This is a genomic window from Curtobacterium sp. Leaf261 (genome assembly GCF_001422205.1).
In the GTDB taxonomy this organism is placed as follows: domain Bacteria; phylum Actinomycetota; class Actinomycetes; order Actinomycetales; family Microbacteriaceae; genus Curtobacterium.
The window spans coordinates 448,024-466,438 of the sequence record NZ_LMMJ01000007.1 but is presented as its reverse complement, the minus strand read 5'-3'; the positions used below and the strand labels follow the sequence as shown (position 1 = coordinate 466,438).

Below are 18,415 nucleotides of genomic sequence, written 5' to 3'. Positions count from 1 at the left end.
GACACCGCGTTGCGGGGCGGTGTTCTGTCGTTCAGGCGCGGTGTGCACAGCAGGCCGCTCATCATCGCGCTCAAAGGCTTAACACACGGGACTCGTATATTCGGGGTCACATGCATTTTGCATGTCTTATTCTGAAAGGGATCTCGTGAACAAGCGCATCCTCGCGATCGGCACCACCGTCCTCGGTGCATCGCTCCTCTGCTCGGCCGTCTCGGTCGCCCCTGCCCTCGCCGCGACCCCCTCGACGGTGACGGCCGCAGCCAAGTCCTCCACCTCGACCGCGTCCGCGACGCTGCTGTTCCGGCACGCCAACCAGGCGTTCTTCACGGTCAAGTCCACCGCGCCCGACGAGTACATCGCGAAAGCGTTCGTGGGCGGCAAGGAAGTCGGTTCGATCGCGTTGAGCGAGGGCAGCACGCTCGCGGCAGACCTCGGCTCGAAGGGCTTCCTCGCCCAGGACGTGACCGTGAAGGTGGGCGCCCAGCACTTCCGGACGGTCAAGACCTTCTCGCTCCCAGCGGTCACCCCGAACGAGGTCCCGACCATCGACGGCGCCACGGTCGTGGCCTCGACGGCGAGTGAGACCACGCTCCGTCTGCGGAGCCTCCCGGGAGCGAAGCTGGTGCTGACCTCGCTGATCGGCAACAAGCCGCTCGGTGAGGCGACCGCGAACTCGCAGGGGATCAGCCGCGTCGTGGTCGCGAACGCGGACGTGGAGTACAACGTCGTCCGAGTCGTGCAGACGTACCAGGGAGTGACCGGCGAAGAAGGCTTCGTCCGGACTGACGAGGACACGGACTACGGACTCTCGTCGGACCCGATCGAGTCGCTGCCCGAGACGGTTGCACCGGCACCGGCACCGGCACCGGCACCGGCAGCCGCACAGGCGGCAGCTCCGTCCGTGTCCGTCTCCAACCGCACTCAGAACACCGTGTTCTTCGCCGTCACCGCGGACACTGACGGCGACGTCGTCGTCCGCGACGCGTCCGGGAACCAGATCGGTTCCGGCCAGGTGCGCGGCGGCAAGGGCTCCGCGGCGGCCTCCATCGGTTCCGACGCCGCAAGCCACACCGTCACGGTCGTGCATGACGGCGTCGAGTCCGCGCCGGCCCAGGTCGAGGTTCCCGCGCTCGCCGCGAGCGTCACCGTTCCGGACAAGCCCACTGTCAGCATCCTCCGCCACAGCGGTGGTTCCGTGGAGCTGCGGGTCGTGAACGCCCAGGCGGGTCCCATCACCGTGCGTGACGCAGACGGCACCGTCATCCGTCGCACCTTCGAGGCGACGAAGTCCGCGCGTGTGAGCGTCGGGCTCCGCGATCCGTACGCTGCGACCCGCCTGTCGGTCACCGTCAGCGTCAAGGGTGTCGAGTCGGCCCCAACGGTCGTCGACGTCCCGGAGACCCCGCGGGTGCCCGCAGTCTGATCTCCGGCTTCACGACAGCGAAACACCGCCCCTGAGCGCAAGACACCGCGCTCCGGGGCGGTGTTTCGTCGCAAGGGCGGTGTCCCGTACCGCATCGGGTGCCTGAGGTGTCAGACGCTCCGGTCAGATGCGGTCGTTCGGGTTGAAGTCGGCGCCGTCGGCACCGGGGGTGACATCCGTGTCGCCGCGCTCGGCGTCGCTCGTGACGTCGCTCTCGGCCGTGCCGTCGGAGTCGCCACTCAGGCCGTCGGCAAGACCGTTCGTCTGGTCGAACAGGTGTCCGGGGCTGTCCAGGTCGGCGAGGGAGTCGGTGCCGGCGCCGTCGTGCTCCGCGGTTCCGTGATCGGCCGAGACGTGATCCGCGCCATCGACGTCGGGGGTGGTGGCTGCCACGTGGTCGCCGTGGTGCTCGTGACCGGCGTGGTCGTCGTGACCGGTGTGGTCGTGGTCCGTGTTCGCGAGGTGCTGTCCGTTGACGGCTTCGTCGCCGTTGTCGATGGTGTCCATGCCGCGGACGCTACGCCCGACCGGGGTACGGCCGCCCGGTCGGGTCACAGGGTGCGGGATGGCGGACGGGAGGGACGGGTCGGCGCTGCACCGTCCCTCCAGTCCGGTGGTGGTGCGGTCCCGCACCCCGGGAACCGGACCGCACGACCGGATCGCGCCATCCGGGACGGTCCGCGTCCTCCGACGGCGCCGCCACCCGCCTGGGTAGGGTTGTCAGGATGGACACGGTGAGCGGTTGGGACGTCGGCGAACGCGACGAGCACGGCATCGTCGTTCGACCGGCGCTCGCGTCGGACGTGCCGCACATCCAGCGACTCATCGCGCCGTACGTCGACCGACGGATCCTGCTCGGCAAGGAGAACGTCGCGCTCTACGGTTCGATCCAGCAGTTCCGGATCGCCGAGGGGCCTGACGGCGTCCCGATCGGCTGTGGCGCGCTCGCGGTGTTCTGGGACGACATCGCCGAGGTCCGGACCCTCGCCCTCGACCCCGATTGGCTGCACAAGCGGGTCGGACACCGGCTCCTCGAGGGACTCGAGCACGACGCGCGGGCACTCGGGGTCGCTCGGATCTTCTGCCTGACGTTCGAGGTGAGCTTCTTCACGAAGCACCACTACCTCGAGATCGGCGAATCCGTCGTGCCGCCCGAGGTCTACGCCGAGCTCGTGCGCTCCTCCGATGAAGGCGTCGCGGAGTTCCTCGACCTCGCACGCGTCAAGCCGAACACCCTCGGCAACACGAGGATGCTCAAGCTCCTCTGATCATCTGGCCATGGGGTGTTCCCATCGCACACCGAAGCATCACGGTATCAGTCGATATGTTGCATACACATACAGTGGTATGTGAACTCATCGAGAAAGATCATCGTGAACAAACGAATCCTCGCCATCGGCACCACCGTCCTCGGTGCCTCCCTCCTGTGCTCGGCGGTGTCCGTCGCGCCCGCGCTCGCCGCGACGACCGCGTCCGTGTCCGCGAAGTCCACCAAGGCCGGGGACGCCTCGGCGTCCGCCAGCCTGATCGTCCGCCAGGCGCAGGTCGCGGTCTTCACCGTGACGTCGTCGAACCCGGACGAGTACATCGCCAAGGCGTTCGTCGGTGACAAGGAAGTCGGGTCGACCGCGCTGAGCGAGTCGTCGACGCTCGTCGCGAACCTCGGCTGGACCGGGTTCGCCGCGCAGAAGGTCACCATCAAGGTCGGCGCGCAGGACTTCCGCACGGTCGACACCATCGCGCTCGATGCCGTCGCGCCGACCCAGGTCGGCCCGATCGACAGCGCCACCGTCGCCTCGAGCACGCCCACCACCACGAAGCTGTCGCTCGCCGGCTTCCCCGGTGCGCACCTCACCGCGACCACCATCGGGTCGGACCGTGTGCTCGACCAGGCCGACGCCGACGCCGACGGTGCCAGTACCGTCACCGTCAAGAACGCGGAAGTCAACCACGACGTCGTCAGCATCGTGCAGACGATCTCCGGCGTCGTCGGCGAGCCGTTCTTCGTGCGGTTGGACAGCGTCGGCGAGCCGGTCGACCCGACCGATCCGCCGGCACCGGTCGACCCCATCGTCACCAAGCCGGACGCTCCGACCATCTCGTCGTCGACGCGCCTCCCGGCGTCGGTCGACCTCCGTGTCCGGACCTCGTCGTCCGGCACGATCATCGTCCGCGACGCGGATGGTCGCATCGTCGTCCGGAGCCTGGCTCCCGCGGCGGGGGTCCGTCAGATGTTCGTCCCCGTCGGCGCGGACGCCACGCACCTCGAGGTCTCGTTCCAGCGGAGCGGCGTCGAGTCCGAGCGCGTCCGCGTCGACGTCGCCGCGCTCGAGTCGACCCCGGTGGAAGCCCCCGCGGTCCGAGTCGTCGACCGCACCGCGTCGCGCGCGCAGCTGTCCGTCTCGACCAAGTACAACGTCCAGGCCGCGATCCGCGTGCTGAACGCCGACGGTCGCATCGTCGGCACGGGTTCCGCGTCGGCGGGCCGACCGGCGTCGATCTCCATCCCCGTCACCGCCGCTGCGGCGACGTTCTCCGTCGTCGCGTCCGTGAACGGCCAGCAGTCCGAGCCGACGAGCGTCTCGCTGGACGCCGTCGACGAGCCGGCCCCGGCACTGCCCGGCGCGCCGACCGTCCAGGTCCGGGAGCGTTCCAGCGCGACCGTCGAGCTCTCGGCGACCGCGACCGAGGCCGGTCGGATCGAGGTGAGCCGCACTGACGGCTCCGTCATCGGCGAACGCTCCGTGGGCAAGGGCCAGACCGTGTCCCTCGTGGTGCCGGTGTCGAAGAACGCCGAGACCCTGCGTGTGACGATGGTCGCGAACGGCCAGACGTCCGAGGCCACCGAGGTGGCGGTCCCCGAGTGGACAGCACCGCCGGCGGGCTCGGGACCGAAGGTCGAGTACCTCGGCGGGACCTCCCTCCACGCGTCCGTCCGCGTCTACGGTCCGGCGGGCTCCACGATCACCGTCCGGAACGCGGCCGGTGTCGAGATCGCTCGCGGCGGCGTCAACCCCGGCAAGGTCAGCGGCGGTGTCAACGTCCCGAAGCTCGGGAACAAGACCGTCTCGATCACCACGACCACGGACGGCGTCGAGTCGGCCGCGACCGAGCTGAAGCTCTGATCGAACGGGGCGCCACGGCGTCCTGGTGACATGCGAGGGCGGTCGGACCCAGGTCCGGCCGCCCTCCGGTGTGTCCGGGAGCGGTCGTCCCCGATCCTCCTGATCTCCCGATCCTCCTGATCTCCCGGGGACGCATCCGACCCGCGGTGTCGATGCGGCTCGGTGCCCCGACGAGCATCTACCCTGTGCGCATGTCCTCGTTCCGCAACCCCGTCGGACCGCAGTCGAGCGGTGTGTACTGGCGTCGACGGGCCATCGTCGGGGGAGCGATCCTCCTGGTCGTCGTCGTGATCGTCCTGATCGTCGTCGGACGCGGGGGCGGGGCCTCCTCGGCCGCTCCCACCACCTCGCCGTCGGCGACCGCGCGGGCGAAGTCCTCGCCGAGCACGTCGTCCGCTGCCGCTGCCGCGACGGACGCTCCGAGTTCGGGCGCCTCGGGTGGCGCGACCGGCTCGCCGTCGGACTCCGCATCGACCGGCACCGGATCATCGGGTACGAGCGCGGGCAAGGGTTCGGGCTCCGCGTCGAAGTCCTCGAAGGACGGGGCGACCTGCACCAAGTCGCAGATCCAGCTGACGGCCATCACCGACAAGACCACCTACGGGCCCACGGAGCAGCCGAAGATCTCGATGTCGATCAGCAACACCGGCTCGAACGCGTGCCACATGGACCTCGGATCGAGCCAGCAGGTGCTGACGATCACGAGTGGCGAGGAGACCTACTGGACGTCGAAGGACTGCCAGACCGGCGGGACGAACCAGGACGTGACGCTCAAGGCCGGGCAGACGCTGACCACCCCGGCGATCTCGTGGGACCGGACGCGCTCGTCGACCACCACGTGTGACACCTCGCGCTCGTCGGTGACGGCCGGCGGTGCGAGTTACCACCTGGACGTGTCGGTCGGGAACATCGCGTCGACCACCTCGGCGCAGTTCGTGCTGAGCTGATGGCGGCGTCGGGGAACCCTGCGACGCGCGGGCGTGGCAGCTCCGGGGGAGCGGGCGGTGCCGGGGGCGCGGATGGTGCCGGGGGCGGCGCCGGGGGTGCGGACTCCGGTGACGCTCGGTTCCGGAGCGAGCAGCTCGAGCAGGCACTCGCCGCCCAGGACGTCGCCGCGGTGGCGTTCGCGGTGCGCAACGACATCGTCATCGTGCCGCGGCTCGTCACCGGGAAGAAGGACGAGCAGGTCCGGGTGTTCGGCCGCGAGGACACGGACAAGCGCATCCTGCTCCTGTTCTCGTCGGCCGATGCCTACACCGCGATGGTGCCGGACGAGAAGGTCCGCCAGGTGATGATCTACGACGCCGCCCGGCTCACGGCGTTCATCGAGGAGCATCTCGACGTGCTCGAGCAGGTGTTCTTCGACATCGCCGGGCCGCACACCATGGCGGCGGCACCCGAGGACCTGCTGGCCGCGCTCCGGCGCTGACGCGCTGCGCGCTGGTGGCGGGCGGCTCGGCGGTTCGGTGCATGCCCGGCCACCCGGCCACCCGGCCACCCGGCCACCCGGCACGCGGTCGCGGTGCGACGGGCGGTCGGACTGGAGGCACGGTGCACGTCCGCCGCGCAGCGGACGTCGGTCAGAACGCGGCGTCGAGCTCGCGCTCACGCACGGACCGGCTCGCCCCGAAGGCGACACGAAGGGCCTCGCGCAGGTGTTCGGCGTCGGCTCCGAGGATCGTCGTGAACCCGAGCCGGCCGCCCTCGTTCGCGCGCTGCTTGGCACCGGTCGCGGGGCGGATCTCACCGGCGAGGCTGATCTCCCCGATGGCCGCGAGCGTCTGCGGATAGGGCCGATCCCGAGCCGCACTCGCGAGCGCCAGTGCGATCGCGAGGTCGGCGCCCGGCTCCACGAGTCGCATCCCGCCGACTGTCGAGACGTAGACGTCGCTGTCGGAGAGCTTGATGCCGGCACGGCGCTCGAGCACGGCCAGCAGCATGGCCACCCGGGACGAGTCGACTCCGTTCACCACACGACGTGGCTGCGGGGCCGAACTGGGGACGACGAGTGCCTGGACCTCCACCGGCAACGCGCGCCGTCCCTCCATCGCGATCGTGATGCAGGTGCCGCTGACGGGCGTGCCGCTGCGGGACATGAAGAGCCCGGAGGGGTCCGGGACCTCGTGGATGCCGTCGCCCGCCATGTCGAAGCAGCCGACCTCGTCCGTCGGGCCGAAGCGGTTCTTGAGCGCCCGGACGAAGCGGAGCGCCGTCTGGCGGTCGCCCTCGAAGTGGCAGACCACGTCGACCAGGTGCTCAAGGAGCCGCGGACCGGCGATCGTGCCGTCCTTGGTGACGTGGCCGACGATGAGGATCGGCAGAGCGCGGTCCTTCGCGACGCGGATGAGGGTGCTCGCGACTTCGCGCACCTGGGACACCCCACCCGCGATACCGTCCACCGACGACGACGAGATCGTCTGCACCGAGTCGGCGATGACGAGGTCGGGCTTGACCTGGTCGATCTGGCCGAGGATCACCGAGAGATCGACCTCGCTCGCCAGGAACAGCTCGTCGTGCATGGCGCCCGTGCGCTCGGCGCGGAGTCGGACCTGGTCGACAGACTCCTCGGCGCTGACGTAGAGCACGCGCTTGCCCCGACTCGCAGCTTGTGAGGCGACCTCGAGCAGCAGGGTCGACTTGCCGACACCGGGCTCACCGCTCAGCAGGATCGCGGCACCGGGGACGATGCCCCCGCCGAGGACCCGGTCGAACTCGCCGATCCCGGTCTGCCAGTGGCTGACTCGCTCGCCGACGACCTGGGTGATCGGCTTCGCCGCTCGCGATCCGGTGACGGCGACCGCAGCCGTGCCACGCGTGCTCACCTGGGCGGCGGTGGCGTCCTCCACCGTTCCCCAGGACTGGCACTCACCGCAGCGGCCGACCCACTTGAGGCTCGTCCAGCCGCACTCGGTGCAGCGGAAGGTGGATTGCGGGCGTGCCATGGATCGAGGTTAGGCGGCGCCGCCGACATCGTGCACGTCGGCATCCGGTGTGCCGGCATCCCGCGCACGGACGTCGTCCGGTCGGGTCCCGGTGTGGTGCTGGGGGTGCCGGCGGCTGTCCGGACGGTGCTGCTCCGGGGCGTCCTCGGCGGCCTGGTCCGCGCGACGGTTCGCCTCCGGTCCGGCCTCCCGCCCCAGGTCCTCGGCCTCGCGCGCGGAGAGGTGTTCGCGGATCGCGGCGACGGTGTCCACCCGGGCGTCGACGAGCGGTTCGAACGCACTCGCCCAGATCTGGTACCCGTTGTCGTTCGGGTGGAAGAGGTCCCCGTAGGAGTTGAAGAACGTCCGGCGGAGACCGACCCGCTTGGTGATCGTGTGCAGCGGTGCGACGGTCAGCCCGAGTTCGTCGGCGACGCGGTGCACGATCTCGTTCGCCACGGACACCTTGCGCTCGCGCTCGCGGAAGAACATGCAGGGGAGCTCGGCGACGATCGCGTGGGACGGCACCGCACCGTAGATCGCCCGGAGGTTGCGCTCGAACTTGTCGGGGTGGAAGTCCGCGATGTCGTTCGCGCCGATCGACACGGTGCAGATGTCCGGTCGGAACCCGGCGAGCTTCGGGAGCTGGTCCTTCTTCGCGCCCCAGGTCGTCGCGCCGCTGACGCTGAGGTTCACGACGCGGAGGGTGCTGCGCGACCGGTGTCGGATCCGCCGCGCGAGGAGCCCCACGTACCCGCGGCTCGGCATCGACGCGCCGACTCCCTGCGCGGCGGAGTCCCCGATCGCCAGGTAGGTGAGCTGGCCCTCGTGGTGGATCCGCTCCCGCCACCAGTCGGCGTGCACGGGGAGCATGTCGACGACGCGCTGGGCTGCCGCGCGCTGGCCCTTGACGCCCGCTCGCGCGCCGAACGCCCCGGCGGAGCCGAGTGCGGTGACGCCGGCGGCGGTGGCGAGCAGGGCGACGAGTGTGCGGACCTTCATTCGCCGCACGATACGCGCGGCGGCTCGGTGCGCCGTCACCATCGTGCTCGGCTGTGGACGGGGCGCCGGACCGGGCCGCCTGTGGAGGAGGGGGTCTTGGCGGTGGTTCGCCGTCCCTCCCGGCATGCAGTACGATTGTCGGCGGTACCGTGTCCGAGCGGCCGAAGGATCATGTCTCGAAAACATGTGTGGGGGCAACTCCACCGTGGGTTCAAATCCCACCGGTACCGCCAGGATAGAACCCCTCCCATCCCCGAGAATTCAGGGATCGGGAGGGGTTTCTTCGTTCTCGACCAGGTGTTCCGCCCACACACCGCCCACAATCGCTCGTGACCGAGCATCGTCGAGAGCTACGGCCACCGTGTCGAGGTCGTCGTCGAACAGGTCGCTGTAGACGTCGAGGGTCATCGCTGCTGATGCGTGACCGAGCATCCGCTGCACGGCTTTGACGTTCGCGCCGGCGGACACCGCGAGGCTCGCTGCGGTGTGACGCAGATCATGGATGGTGAGCTAAGACCGCATTCGGCCTCGGCGGTTCTGCGATCAGTGGCACCGGCGGCGGGTACAACACCAACCCGCTGATGAACGGCACCTCGAGCGCCAGCGGGTACTACGAGCAGCCGGGTGGGACCGGTACCGCTCCGACGTACAGCGTCCAGCCGGCGGATGGGCAGCTCACCGCGGGGCAGTGGTCCGAGATGGACTTCAACGCCACCGCCGGCGGGTCGCGCACCTTCGCGACGGCACCTGCGTCCACTGGCCTCACGGCCGGTGACGTGGTGCTGCTCTGCGCGACGGTGGAGATCATCGACGTGGCGGGCGGGTACCTCGCCGCGGCAGCAGCGGGCACCGCGGGGTGTTCTTTGCTGCTGCTGAACCAGAACGCGGTGCAGATCCGGAACGCCGCGCTGTCGACGCTCCCGACTCTCACGCCCGGTGTCATCGCGCTGCTCGTGACGATCCCCTCCGGGACGACGTCGCTGATCGAGTTCTTCACGTGCACGCTTCCGACGGGGCAGCACGCGAAGTTCCGCATCGGGGCGTGGGACGTGCTGAACCTCACGAAGCTGGGACTCGACACGATCACCGTCTGACGAACCACAAGACCCCCTCGGGGCTACAGCATCACGCTGTGGCCCCGAGGGGGTCTTTCGACGTTTCCGTGTCCGCTAGCGTTGGTCGTCTTCTATTGCGTCCCGAGCATCATCTCGGCTGTCGAATTCGCCTAGCGGACCGCTGACACCGCTCGTGGCATGGAACCGATCGCCGTGAACGGACACTCGCCCGATCCGTGCGCCGTCGGAGGATAGGGTGAACCACCCGCCGTGCTTGTCTTCCTCGAAATATCTCATGCGGCCGAGCGTGACATGCGAACGGCCGTCAGACCGTTGTCGATCAGTTGTTCAACAGGTTGCGCGGGAGCTCAGGAGCCAGCGAAGAACACCGAGGAATCGTTCTTGACGAGCGACTGCACCCTCCACGATCCGCCGGCAACCGCGGAGCTCGGCACGACAGCGCAGGCCGTCGCGTCCTGTGACGCGTTGGCATACATCGTGCCGATCTCGTAGAGGGGCTTGTCTGGCAGGACGCCGCAGGTGCCGTCGTTCGCGTACGTGTTGCCGTCGCTGCCGACGTACGCCACCGCGAAGCTCGCAACCGGGTCTGCTCCGGACGAGGGCATGGTGCTGTCGGCGTTCACGCCGACAGTGGCGAGCACGTAGTTCATCCCCGCTGCCGGAGCCTCGTTGAACTCGTTCGCGGCTGCTACTGCAGCAGAACCGTCGGTCGTGCTGCTCTTCAGAGTGAACGTCCACACCGAGTCGGTGCTGTACTTCGCGGCGGAGTTCGCGGGGAAGGGGTTCTCGCGTGTCCCTTGCTGCGCTTCGGGCTTGGGGGTCTGCGTCTGCGTTGGTGTGCTCTTGGCGGTCGACGGCGACTTGCCGGCGACCGGACCCGACGGGTTCGAGGAGCATCCGGCGAGGGCGATGATCAGGCCGGCGGCGGCGATGACGGGGAGGAGCTTGCGCATGTGGTGATGATCTTTCACGTTCGGGTCGGACTGCCTGAGCCTACGCACAGCGCATGCTCGGTGATAGCCCCTCGGATGGGGGTCATCGGCGGTGCTTTACGGCGGCACGCCACACCCAGCACTGCCGCTCCGTCGGCCCACGCCCCCACTGCACGAGCACGGCGTCGTCGGACGCCTGCACGGCGACGGCGTCGAGGCGCACCTGCCGCGTCGGGAGCTGCACGAACACCCGGACGGGCAGCGGCGGGCTGTACGTCGCCCTGGTGACGCCGTGCGCCTCGAGGGAGAGGCTGTAGGGCTCCTCGGGGAGTGGCCGGTCGGCCCGGCGGCTGTTCACACTCACGATGATAAGGGTTGCGGGTACGTCCGACACCGTCGGCGGCGAGGCGCAGGTGATCGGCGTCTAGGGTCTACCGGCTGCAAGCCACTTGGCGTAGCGCAGAGCTTCGAGACGCTCGATCACGAACTTCTTGCCGTGGAGTCGGCCGGCGGCGAGGTGCTCGTCACGGATGTCGTTGCGGATGTACTGCTTCGACATGCCCGTGAGTGCCGCAACCGCGGAGACGTCCAGAACGAGTCGTGTGTCGTCGACCACTGACTGCTCTGGGCTCAAGGGCGGCGTGATGGGATCCGTGCTGGTGGGGTTCAGCGCCCGCTCGAGCTCCTCTCGAACGATGGTGCGAATGATGTGCTCGATGTCGACCATCGGTGCATTGTCGTTCGCGTGGACGGCCACCGACGGGTACCTCGTGGGCGAGAAGAAGCGTTGATACGGTCGGAGCATGCTGCTGCTTGACGTCGATTGGCATCCCTTCTGGTCCTACGAGTGGTGGCGGGACATCGGCGGTTCGCTCGTCGGCGGAATCGGTGGGGTCATCGTCGGCGGAGCCGCTGTGTGGGTCGCGACGCGAGCGAACTCATTGTCTGGAGAGGCGACGAAGCTTGCGCAGCAAGCTGCCGCAAACGAGCAGCAAAGAGCGGATCGGGAGTTCACGACCGACGCGAAGCGCGAGCGCGCCGAGTTCGGACACGATGTACGTGTGTGGATTGAAGAGATGTACGCCCTGGGTGTCCAGAGCCCGACCGCCTCGATTAACGGCGCCAGAACCACGCGCGAAGAACTTGAGGACGTCTCGCACAGTCACTTGCAGCTAGGCGGATTCCAGCTCGTGGTGGATGTGGGAGAGCGGTTCGACAGAGCGCGCGAGCAGGCCGATCACACCAATCGCGGCCCGGTGATGGAACGCGCGAGGAGAGAGAGCGGGTGGCTCGTTCGCGCCTTCGTTCGCGGAGACCACCTGCCGGCAGTCGGCCCCACGCCTCTTCCTCACAGATCACCAACCGGTCGCTGACGCCACGAGAGCCACGCCCACAAATCGCCCACAATTCGGACGGTTCAGACGTCATCAAGTGCCGCTCCTCGTTATCACAGACGGTTGATTCTGCGCCGATCCGGGGTCTCGAGGGCATGAACGGTATAGGAGCATTCGGGTTCAAATCCCACCGGTACCGCACTCGAAGACCCCCGCTGACGCGGGGGTCTTCTGCATTCCCGGGCTCCCCGCCGAGCAGGTCCGTCGTCAGACACGGCTGCGACCGTGCTCACGCTCCGGCGGGTGCCCCGATGACCGACAGGAGCTTCAGCTTGTCGAAGCTCTCGGTCTCCGGCGGTGCCGTGTAGACGAGGAGGTAGTGCGTCTGCTCGGGATCGATCAGTGTCTGGCACGCGAGGTCGAGGCTGCCGAGCTCGGGGTGGACGAAGCGCTTGGTCGTTGCGGGGCGGAGTCCGACCTCCTGCAGGTCCCAGAGTCGGGCGAACTCGGCGCTGCGGTGGAGGAGGTCCTCCGCGAGGTGTGCCGCTCGCGAGTCGGGGCCGCGGCGACCGGCGACCTCGCGGAGCCCCGACACCCAGAGCCGCGACAGGAACGGATGGTCCTCCTCGGCGTAGAGCCTCCGGCTGTCGGGATCGGCGAACCATCGGTAGCCGATGCTCCGGTCCGGGCCGGTGAAGTGCGTGGTGTCACCCGTGAGCGCGACACCGAGCCGGGTCTGGCGGAGCGTCTCGCCCAGTTCGGTCGTGATCTCTGCCGGGGTGTCCTCCAGCCGATCGAGGATGCGGAGCAGGCCCGGGCTGATGTGGTCCCCCGAGGGTCCCTGCCGTGGTGGGTGGTGGCCGGCCAGGTGGAACAGGTGGTCGCGTTCCGCGACGGACAGGTGGAGGCCCTGTGCGATCGACGCGACCATCTGCTCCGAGGGCTGCGGTCCGGTGCCGCGCTCGAGGCGGGCGTAGTAGTCGGGTGACATGTGGCTGAGGGCCGCGACCTCCTCGCGGCGCAGGCCACTGGTCCGCCGCCGCTGACCGGGAGGCAGCCCGACGTCGTCTGGCTGCAGGGCTGCCCGCCGGCGGATCAGGAACGCTCCGAAGCCAGTTCTGTCCATGGGTCATGTCTACCGTCCGGCTCGACGACGGCGGAGCGCGCAGCCGTGACTTGTCAGGTCCTGGATGCCGGTGTGGGAGTGGACCAGAGTCGAGATCACGATCCGACCAGGGAGCACTCATGCCTCGACCATCCAGCGAGACCGACACCGACACCGACACCGACACCGACACCTCCGTCTCCGATCTCACCGGGAAGCGGGCGGTCATCACGGGCGGGAGCGACGGCATCGGCCTGCGCATCGCCACGAAGCTCGCGGCGGCGGGGGCCGAGGTCGTCCTGCCGGTCCGGAACGTCCGGAAGGGGGAGACGGCGATCGAGACCATCCGCGCGGAGGTCTCGACGGCCCGGGTCACCCTCCAAGAGCTCGACCTCTCGTCCCTCGAGTCCGTGGCTCGGCTCGGTGACACCCTGACAGCAGAGGGGCAGCCGATCCACCTCCTGGTCAACAACGCGGGTGTGATGACGCCTCCGGAGCGCCAGGTCACCGTCGACGGGTTCGAGTCCCAGTTCGGGACGAACCACCTCGGTCACTTCGCCCTCGTCTCCCACCTGCTGCCGCTGCTCCGAGCGGGGCATGCCCGTGTCACCTCGCAGATCAGCGTCTCCGCCAACTCGGGCTCGATCAACTGGGACGACCTCCAGTGGGCGGAGAAGTACAACGGGATGGGCGCCTACAGCCAGTCCAAGATCGCGATGGGCCTCTTCGGGCTCGAGCTGCATCGTCGGAGCCGTGACCTCGGATGGGGGATCACGAGCACCCTCTCCCACCCGGGGGTCGCACCGACGAGCCTCCTCGCCGCACGCGACGAGCTCGGTCGGCAGACGGACACCGGGGCGGTACGCCTCATCCGCTGGTTGTCGGCGCACCGGCTGATCGTCGGGACGCCCACCACCGCCGCGCTGCCTGCGGTGTATGCAGCTGCCTCGCCTGCGTCGGAGAGCGGCCGGTTCTACGGGCCGTCCGGCTTCATGCACCTCAGCGGGGCGCCGGACGAGCAGAAGCTGTACCGGAATCTGGAGGACACAGCCGGTGCGGCACGGAGCTGGGAGCTGTCCGAGCGGCTCACGAAGGCAACCTTCGCGGCGGGCTGACGGCGTCCGGCCGTCCGCGTCCGATCGAGCCGGCGCGGTGGGACGGGGCAGCGGGGAAGGACGGTGCAGGCCGGGAGGGACGGGGCGGGCTGGCACCGCGCCTCCCGTCCGATCCGGCGGCGACCGCGCGACGCGTCGTGCGCCATGCAGGGACGCGATCCGGCGCGCATCACGCCCGGCAATGCAGATGGCCCGCCTCCTCGCGGAGACGGGCCATCTGACATGAGAGGTGCTTACTTGAAGACGTCCTTGACGTCCTCGCCGACCTTCTTGGTCGACGCAGCGGCCTGGTCCTTCTGGCCTTCGGCCTTCAGGTTGTCGTCGCCCTTGTGGTCGCCGAGGGCTTCCTTCGCCTTGCCGGCGATGTCCTGCGCGGCGTTCTTGATCTTGTCGTCGAGGCCCATGATCGTTCCTTTCGTCCTTCGCACACCTCTTGCGCGTGAATCGAAGGTACCGACCGTCCGGGCGTCGTTCGCAGCCTTCGTTCAGCCATGCGTTCTCCGCCCGTCGCCTCGCGCGGTGGCGGTGTCGTCACCCTCCAGCACACGCACGGGCTGAGGCCCATCGGCGCGGAACGGTCAGAATGTCTTCGCGAGCGCCACCGAGAACGGACTCGCCACGTACGGCCCCCACAGCGCGATGCGGTGGTACCCCCGGTGCTCGAAGAACTCGAGCGCGCGGAGCATCTGCGGCGCGGTCTCGTAGACGACGGCCGGCGCACCGAGCTCGGACGCGACGATCTCGAGCCGTCGGAGGATCTCGCTGCCGACCCCGTGCGTCCGCATGTCAGAGCGCACGTAGAGCCGCCGGATCTCGTACACGCCGTCACCGACGGACGCGAGACCACCGCAGCCGAGCGGCGTGCCGAACCGGTCGTGGGCGACGAAGTGCGTCGCGAGCATCGGGGCGGTGAGCTCCGTGCCGAAGTCGGAACGCTGACCGACGATGCCGTCGGTCTCGACGCGTGCCGCCGCACGGAGCCGCATGGCGTCCTCGGAGTCGAACGGTGTGACGTCGACGGTGAACGACCACGACTCGTCGACGGGCCCGGGCCCGTTCATGCTCATCGTCGTCGCCGTGTCTGCACGCCACCACGATATGGGGTGGTCCCGCCGGACCTCGACATCCACACGCGGGAGCGGCCACACGAGCGGGAGCGGCCACACGCGGGAGCGGCCACACGAGCGGGAGTAGACACGAACCCGTGCAGCCGAACCACCACGCCCTGACCCGCCGCTCCCTCATCGCCGGCGGTGTCGGTGCAACCGTTGCCGGAGCGCTCGCCGCCTGCTCGGACGATGCGTCCGCCGGGCGACCGACAGCGACCAGCACAGGAACCGGTACCAGCACGAGTATCAGCCCCGGCACCAGCACCGGGACGGGCCCGACCTCGTGGTCCGAGCTCGCCGCCGCGACCAAGGGCGCGCTCCTCCGTCCGGGCGCGACGGGCTGGGACGACGCCAGGGTGCTCCGGAACCCGCGCTTCGACGACGCGGACCCGCGGGCGATCCTCCGTGCGGCGAACGCGGACGACGTCGTGGCCGGCCTCGCGTTCGCCCGGAACACGAAGACCCACGTCGCCCTCCGCTCCGGAGGCCACTCCTACACGGGCTGGTCAGCGGGCGGCGCCCCGGGCACCGGCGTCCCGAGGTCGCTCGTGATCAGCACCGCGGACCTCGACACCGTCGAGCTGAGCGACGACGGCACCGCGGTGACCATCGGCCCCGGCGCCCAGCTCCTCGACGTGTACGAGCACCTCGCCGAGAAGGGCAGGGCCATCGGAGCCGGGTCGTGCGCCACCGTCGGCATCGGGGGACTGACCCTCGGCGGCGGCGTCGGGGTCCTCGTGCGGTCGTTCGGCCTGACGTGCGACCAGCTGACCGCCGTCACGGTCGTCACCGCCGACGGCCGAGTGCACGAGGCATCGGCGCAGCAGGACCAGGACCTGTTCTGGGCGGCGCAGGGCGGGGGCGGTGCCAGCGCGGGCGTGGTGACCTCGATGACGTTCCGCACGCAGGCGGCGCCCGAGGTCCTGGTGTTCGCCCTGACGTTCCCGTGGTCCGCCGCGGCCGACGTGGTCGCGGCGTGGCAGCGGTGGGCGCCGACCGCGGACGACCGGCTCTGGTCGTCGCTGAAGCTCCTCGCCGGCTCCCGGCACGCCGACGGTCCGGTCGTTACGGTGGCCGGCACCTGGACCGGGCCGAAGAGCGGCGCGGACGCCTCGGTCGACGGGTTCATCGCGGACGTCGGCACCGAGCCGACCTCGCACGTCGCGACCGAGTCGAGCTACGCGGACGCCATGCGCGCCGAGGCCGGCTCGGGCAAGCGGGTGTCCGAGTCCGCCACGTCCGCGATCGGCTCGCAGCAGCTCAGCGCCGCGCAGATCCAGACGGTGCTCACCCAGGTCGAGCAGGCCTCGTCGGTGCACGGCCTCGTGGAGGGCGGCGTCTCCCTCGATGCGCTCGGGGGCGTGGTCGGCACGGTCGGCACGACGGACACGGCCTTCCCGTGGCGGTCTGCGCTCTGGACGGTGCAGTACACGGCGACCTTCGCGAACGGCGCCGACCCGGCACCGTTCGACACGTACGTCCGCGGCTTCCGTGCGGCGATGCAGCCGGTCTGGGGGACGTCGGCATACGCGAACTACTGCGATGCGAGCATCACCGACGTGTCCGCGTACTTCGGCGACAACACGTCGCGACTCCGGAGCATCGCGCAGGGCGCGGACCCGGACGGACTGCTGTCGCAACCGCACTGGCTCTGACGAGCCTGCTGCAGCCGGACGGGAGGCGCGGTGCCAGCCCGCACCGTGCCTCCCGACTGTGCGGTTCCGGACGGGAGGCACGGTGCCAGCCCGCACCGCGCCTCCCGTCCGGAACGGTGCCGGAGGGCACCCGCGTCACCACACCCGCGTCACCGCATCCCGGTCACGGGACGTCGACGGACAGCGCGGCGTCGAAGCCCGCACCGTTCGCGGCCACACCGACGAGCAGGATCCCGGCCCACTCGAGGGCGTACGCCATCCCGAGCCCGCCGGCGTCGCGCGGGCGCATGCCCATGCTCGACAGGAACTCCGCGACCTGTGCCTTGGCGGCATCGTCGTCCCCGGCGAAGAGCGCGTCGAGGGGCTCGTCGCGCGCGATGACCCCGCCGAAGACCGTGTTGAAGGCCTTGACGACGTGGGTCCCCTCGGGTGCCGCGGCGAGGATCCGGTGCGACACCGAGTCGCCCGGCCCGGTGACGACGCCCGACGCGTCGGCGGTGAACGGGTTGGTGATGTCCACGAGGACCTTGCCCGCGAGCGCGTCGCCGAAGTGCGAGACCACGGCCACGGCGTCGGCGAACAGGACGGCGACGACCACGATGTCGCCGGCGGGCCGTGCGCCGTACTCCCCGACGGTCGCGCCGTGGCCGATCCGTTCGGCGAGGGCCTCGGCCTTGGAGCGGGTGCGGCCGAGGATCTCGACGGTGTGGCCGTGCGCTGCGGCACGGGTCCCGATGGCCTCGGCCATGGAGCCTGATCCGATGATGCTGATGGTCGTCATAACGGTCTCTTCCTGTCGACCGTGGAGCGTCAAGGTGAGGCACCCCTCCGGTTGTTCATCGACAACCGGAGGGGTGCCTCACGTTATTCCCGGGTCATCGCGGTAGATTCTCGGGATGAGCAGCGAGGTGGTGCAGCAGACCGGGACGCCGCTCCGACGCGACGCCCGGGAACGCCGAACACGGCTCGTCGCGGCGGCGCAGCAGGAGTTCGCGGTCCACGGTGTCGACGCATCGCTCGAGCGCATCGCCCGTGACGCCGGGGTCGCGATCGGCACGCTGTACCGGCACTTCCCGACGCGGCTCGACCTGCTGTCCGCCGCGTTCGAACCACGACTGCAGGACTTCCTCGACGGAGCCGACGCGGCGCTCCGTGTGGAGGACCCCTGGGAGGGCTTCGTCACCTACCTCGAGAACCTCTTCCGCGTCCAGGCGGGGGACCGGGGCTTCAACGACTTCCTGTCCAGGCGGTTCCCCGGCAACGCCGAGACCGAACGCGTCCACGACCGGATGTGCGACCAGATCGACGAGGTGCTCACCCGCGCGCAGGACGCCGGACGGGTGCGCAGCGACCTGGCCCGCGCGGACATCGTCAACCTGATCTGGTCGAACGGCCGGATGATCGACGCGACGAGCACCACGGCACCCGACGCCTGGCGCCGCCAGCTCCACCTCATGCTGGACGCCTACCGCGCCGAGCGGGCGCACCCGATCGCGGAGCCGCCGATGACGGACGCGCAGCTCTACTCGGCGATGGTGCACCTGAGCCGAGTGGACTCGGCGTAGGTGCGGACAGACGCACGGACAGACGCACAGACCGGGGCGCGGACCGGTGCGTT

General features: G+C 69.7%; 20 protein-coding genes, 1 tRNA gene and 1 pseudogene. 11 read left to right on the top strand and 11 right to left on the bottom strand.

The features are described 5' to 3' along the window. Positions 1–145 precede the first annotated feature (145 nt). Positions 146–1,423 carry a hypothetical protein gene (locus ASF23_RS07535; RefSeq protein ID WP_055951180.1) on the top strand — a complete coding sequence of 426 codons (1,278 nt, stop codon included), beginning with the start codon at positions 146–148 and terminating at the stop codon, positions 1,421–1,423. A gap of 123 nt (positions 1,424–1,546) precedes the next feature. Here ASF23_RS07535 and ASF23_RS07530 read toward each other — a convergent pair whose 3' ends face one another. After that, positions 1,547–1,930, bottom strand: a complete 384-nt coding sequence (locus ASF23_RS07530) for a hypothetical protein (protein ID WP_055951177.1) — start codon at positions 1,928–1,930, stop codon at positions 1,547–1,549. A gap of 218 nt (positions 1,931–2,148) precedes the next feature. Here ASF23_RS07530 and ASF23_RS07525 point away from each other — a divergent pair, with 218 nt between their 5' ends. The 4 genes from ASF23_RS07525 to ASF23_RS07510 all read left to right on the top strand — a co-directional run bounded on the left by ASF23_RS07525 (position 2,149) and on the right by ASF23_RS07510 (position 5,977). Beyond that, a complete protein-coding gene (locus ASF23_RS07525; RefSeq protein ID WP_055951174.1) occupies positions 2,149–2,691 on the top strand; it encodes an amino-acid N-acetyltransferase in 543 nt (180 codons plus the stop codon). 105 nt (positions 2,692–2,796) lie between these two features. Continuing rightward, positions 2,797–4,548: a hypothetical protein gene (locus tag ASF23_RS07520; RefSeq protein ID WP_156364341.1), complete on the top strand. Its 1,752-nt coding sequence runs from the start codon at positions 2,797–2,799 to the stop codon at positions 4,546–4,548. Positions 4,549–4,739: 191 nt separating this feature from the next. Next, positions 4,740–5,495 (top strand): hypothetical protein, encoded by a 756-nt coding sequence (locus ASF23_RS07515; RefSeq protein ID WP_082473945.1) that lies wholly within the window; start codon positions 4,740–4,742, stop codon positions 5,493–5,495. Then, a complete protein-coding gene (locus ASF23_RS07510; RefSeq protein WP_156364339.1) occupies positions 5,495–5,977 on the top strand; it encodes an SseB family protein in 483 nt (160 codons plus the stop codon). Before ASF23_RS07515 ends, ASF23_RS07510 begins: the two co-directional genes overlap by 1 nt. Before the next feature lie 151 nt (positions 5,978–6,128). Here ASF23_RS07510 and radA read toward each other — a convergent pair whose 3' ends face one another. Both radA and ASF23_RS07500 read right to left on the bottom strand, forming a co-directional pair. Continuing rightward, positions 6,129–7,490 carry a DNA repair protein RadA gene (gene radA, locus ASF23_RS07505; RefSeq protein ID WP_055951166.1) on the bottom strand — a complete coding sequence of 454 codons (1,362 nt, stop codon included), beginning with the start codon at positions 7,488–7,490 and terminating at the stop codon, positions 6,129–6,131. Between the two features lie 9 nt (positions 7,491–7,499). Then, on the bottom strand, positions 7,500–8,471 hold the full coding sequence (locus ASF23_RS07500; protein ID WP_082473905.1) for an SGNH/GDSL hydrolase family protein: 972 nt from the start codon (positions 8,469–8,471) through the stop codon (positions 7,500–7,502). A 143-nt stretch (positions 8,472–8,614) separates the two neighbouring features. On the opposite strand from ASF23_RS07500, the gene ASF23_RS07495 reads away from it, so the two are divergent. Next, positions 8,615–8,704: transfer RNA gene (locus tag ASF23_RS07495), tRNA-Ser, on the top strand. Positions 8,705–8,732: 28 nt separating this feature from the next. Here ASF23_RS07495 and ASF23_RS07490 read toward each other — a convergent pair. Beyond that, positions 8,733–8,981 (bottom strand): annotated as a pseudogene (locus ASF23_RS07490) (tyrosine-type recombinase/integrase); the annotation flags it as partial. Positions 8,982–9,052: 71 nt separating this feature from the next. Here ASF23_RS07490 and ASF23_RS07485 point away from each other — a divergent pair. Then, positions 9,053–9,565, top strand: coding sequence for a hypothetical protein (locus tag ASF23_RS07485; RefSeq protein WP_055951162.1), 513 nt, complete (start codon positions 9,053–9,055; stop codon positions 9,563–9,565). A gap of 329 nt (positions 9,566–9,894) precedes the next feature. Here the strand turns inward: ASF23_RS07485 and ASF23_RS07480 are convergent, their stop codons facing one another. From ASF23_RS07480 to ASF23_RS18255, 3 genes are all read right to left on the bottom strand, one after another. Then, the gene (locus tag ASF23_RS07480) at positions 9,895–10,500 is read right to left on the bottom strand and encodes a hypothetical protein (RefSeq protein WP_055951160.1); all 606 of its coding nucleotides are present in this window, start codon (positions 10,498–10,500) and stop codon (positions 9,895–9,897) included. Between the two features lie 82 nt (positions 10,501–10,582). Next, complete coding sequence (locus ASF23_RS07475) at positions 10,583–10,843, bottom strand: hypothetical protein (RefSeq protein ID WP_156364337.1); 261 nt, start codon at positions 10,841–10,843, stop codon at positions 10,583–10,585. Positions 10,844–10,903: 60 nt separating this feature from the next. Beyond that, positions 10,904–11,206, bottom strand: coding sequence for a hypothetical protein (locus ASF23_RS18255; protein WP_156364335.1), 303 nt, complete (start codon positions 11,204–11,206; stop codon positions 10,904–10,906). A 76-nt stretch (positions 11,207–11,282) separates the two neighbouring features. On the opposite strand from ASF23_RS18255, the gene ASF23_RS07465 reads away from it, so the two are divergent. After that, the gene (locus tag ASF23_RS07465; RefSeq protein ID WP_055951154.1) at positions 11,283–11,852 is read left to right on the top strand and encodes a hypothetical protein; all 570 of its coding nucleotides are present in this window, start codon (positions 11,283–11,285) and stop codon (positions 11,850–11,852) included. Positions 11,853–12,102: 250 nt separating this feature from the next. On the opposite strand, the gene ASF23_RS07460 is transcribed toward ASF23_RS07465, so the two are convergent. Continuing rightward, a complete protein-coding gene (locus ASF23_RS07460; protein WP_055951151.1) occupies positions 12,103–12,939 on the bottom strand; it encodes a helix-turn-helix transcriptional regulator in 837 nt (278 codons plus the stop codon). Positions 12,940–13,058: 119 nt separating this feature from the next. Between ASF23_RS07460 and ASF23_RS07455 the strand changes: the two genes are divergently transcribed. Continuing rightward, entirely contained in the window at positions 13,059–14,033 is a 975-nt protein-coding gene (locus tag ASF23_RS07455) for an SDR family oxidoreductase (RefSeq protein WP_055951150.1), read from the top strand. 233 nt (positions 14,034–14,266) lie between these two features. Here ASF23_RS07455 and ASF23_RS07450 read toward each other — a convergent pair whose 3' ends face one another. Together ASF23_RS07450 and ASF23_RS07445 are read right to left on the bottom strand one after the other, a co-directional pair. Then, positions 14,267–14,437, bottom strand: a complete 171-nt coding sequence (locus ASF23_RS07450; RefSeq protein WP_055951147.1) for a CsbD family protein — start codon at positions 14,435–14,437, stop codon at positions 14,267–14,269. A gap of 174 nt (positions 14,438–14,611) precedes the next feature. After that, positions 14,612–15,100 (bottom strand): GNAT family N-acetyltransferase, encoded by a 489-nt coding sequence (locus tag ASF23_RS07445; protein ID WP_156364330.1) that lies wholly within the window; start codon positions 15,098–15,100, stop codon positions 14,612–14,614. 137 nt (positions 15,101–15,237) lie between these two features. Here ASF23_RS07445 and ASF23_RS07440 point away from each other — a divergent pair, with 137 nt between their 5' ends. Next, the gene (locus ASF23_RS07440; protein ID WP_055951143.1) at positions 15,238–16,797 is read left to right on the top strand and encodes an FAD-binding oxidoreductase; all 1,560 of its coding nucleotides are present in this window, start codon (positions 15,238–15,240) and stop codon (positions 16,795–16,797) included. Between the two features lie 163 nt (positions 16,798–16,960). On the opposite strand, the gene ASF23_RS07435 is transcribed toward ASF23_RS07440, so the two are convergent. Continuing rightward, the gene (locus ASF23_RS07435; protein WP_055951141.1) at positions 16,961–17,578 is read right to left on the bottom strand and encodes an NADPH-dependent F420 reductase; all 618 of its coding nucleotides are present in this window, start codon (positions 17,576–17,578) and stop codon (positions 16,961–16,963) included. A gap of 115 nt (positions 17,579–17,693) precedes the next feature. Here ASF23_RS07435 and ASF23_RS07430 point away from each other — a divergent pair, with 115 nt between their 5' ends. Beyond that, positions 17,694–18,362 (top strand): TetR/AcrR family transcriptional regulator, encoded by a 669-nt coding sequence (locus ASF23_RS07430; protein WP_055951139.1) that lies wholly within the window; start codon positions 17,694–17,696, stop codon positions 18,360–18,362. Positions 18,363–18,415: the final 53 nt, after the last annotated feature.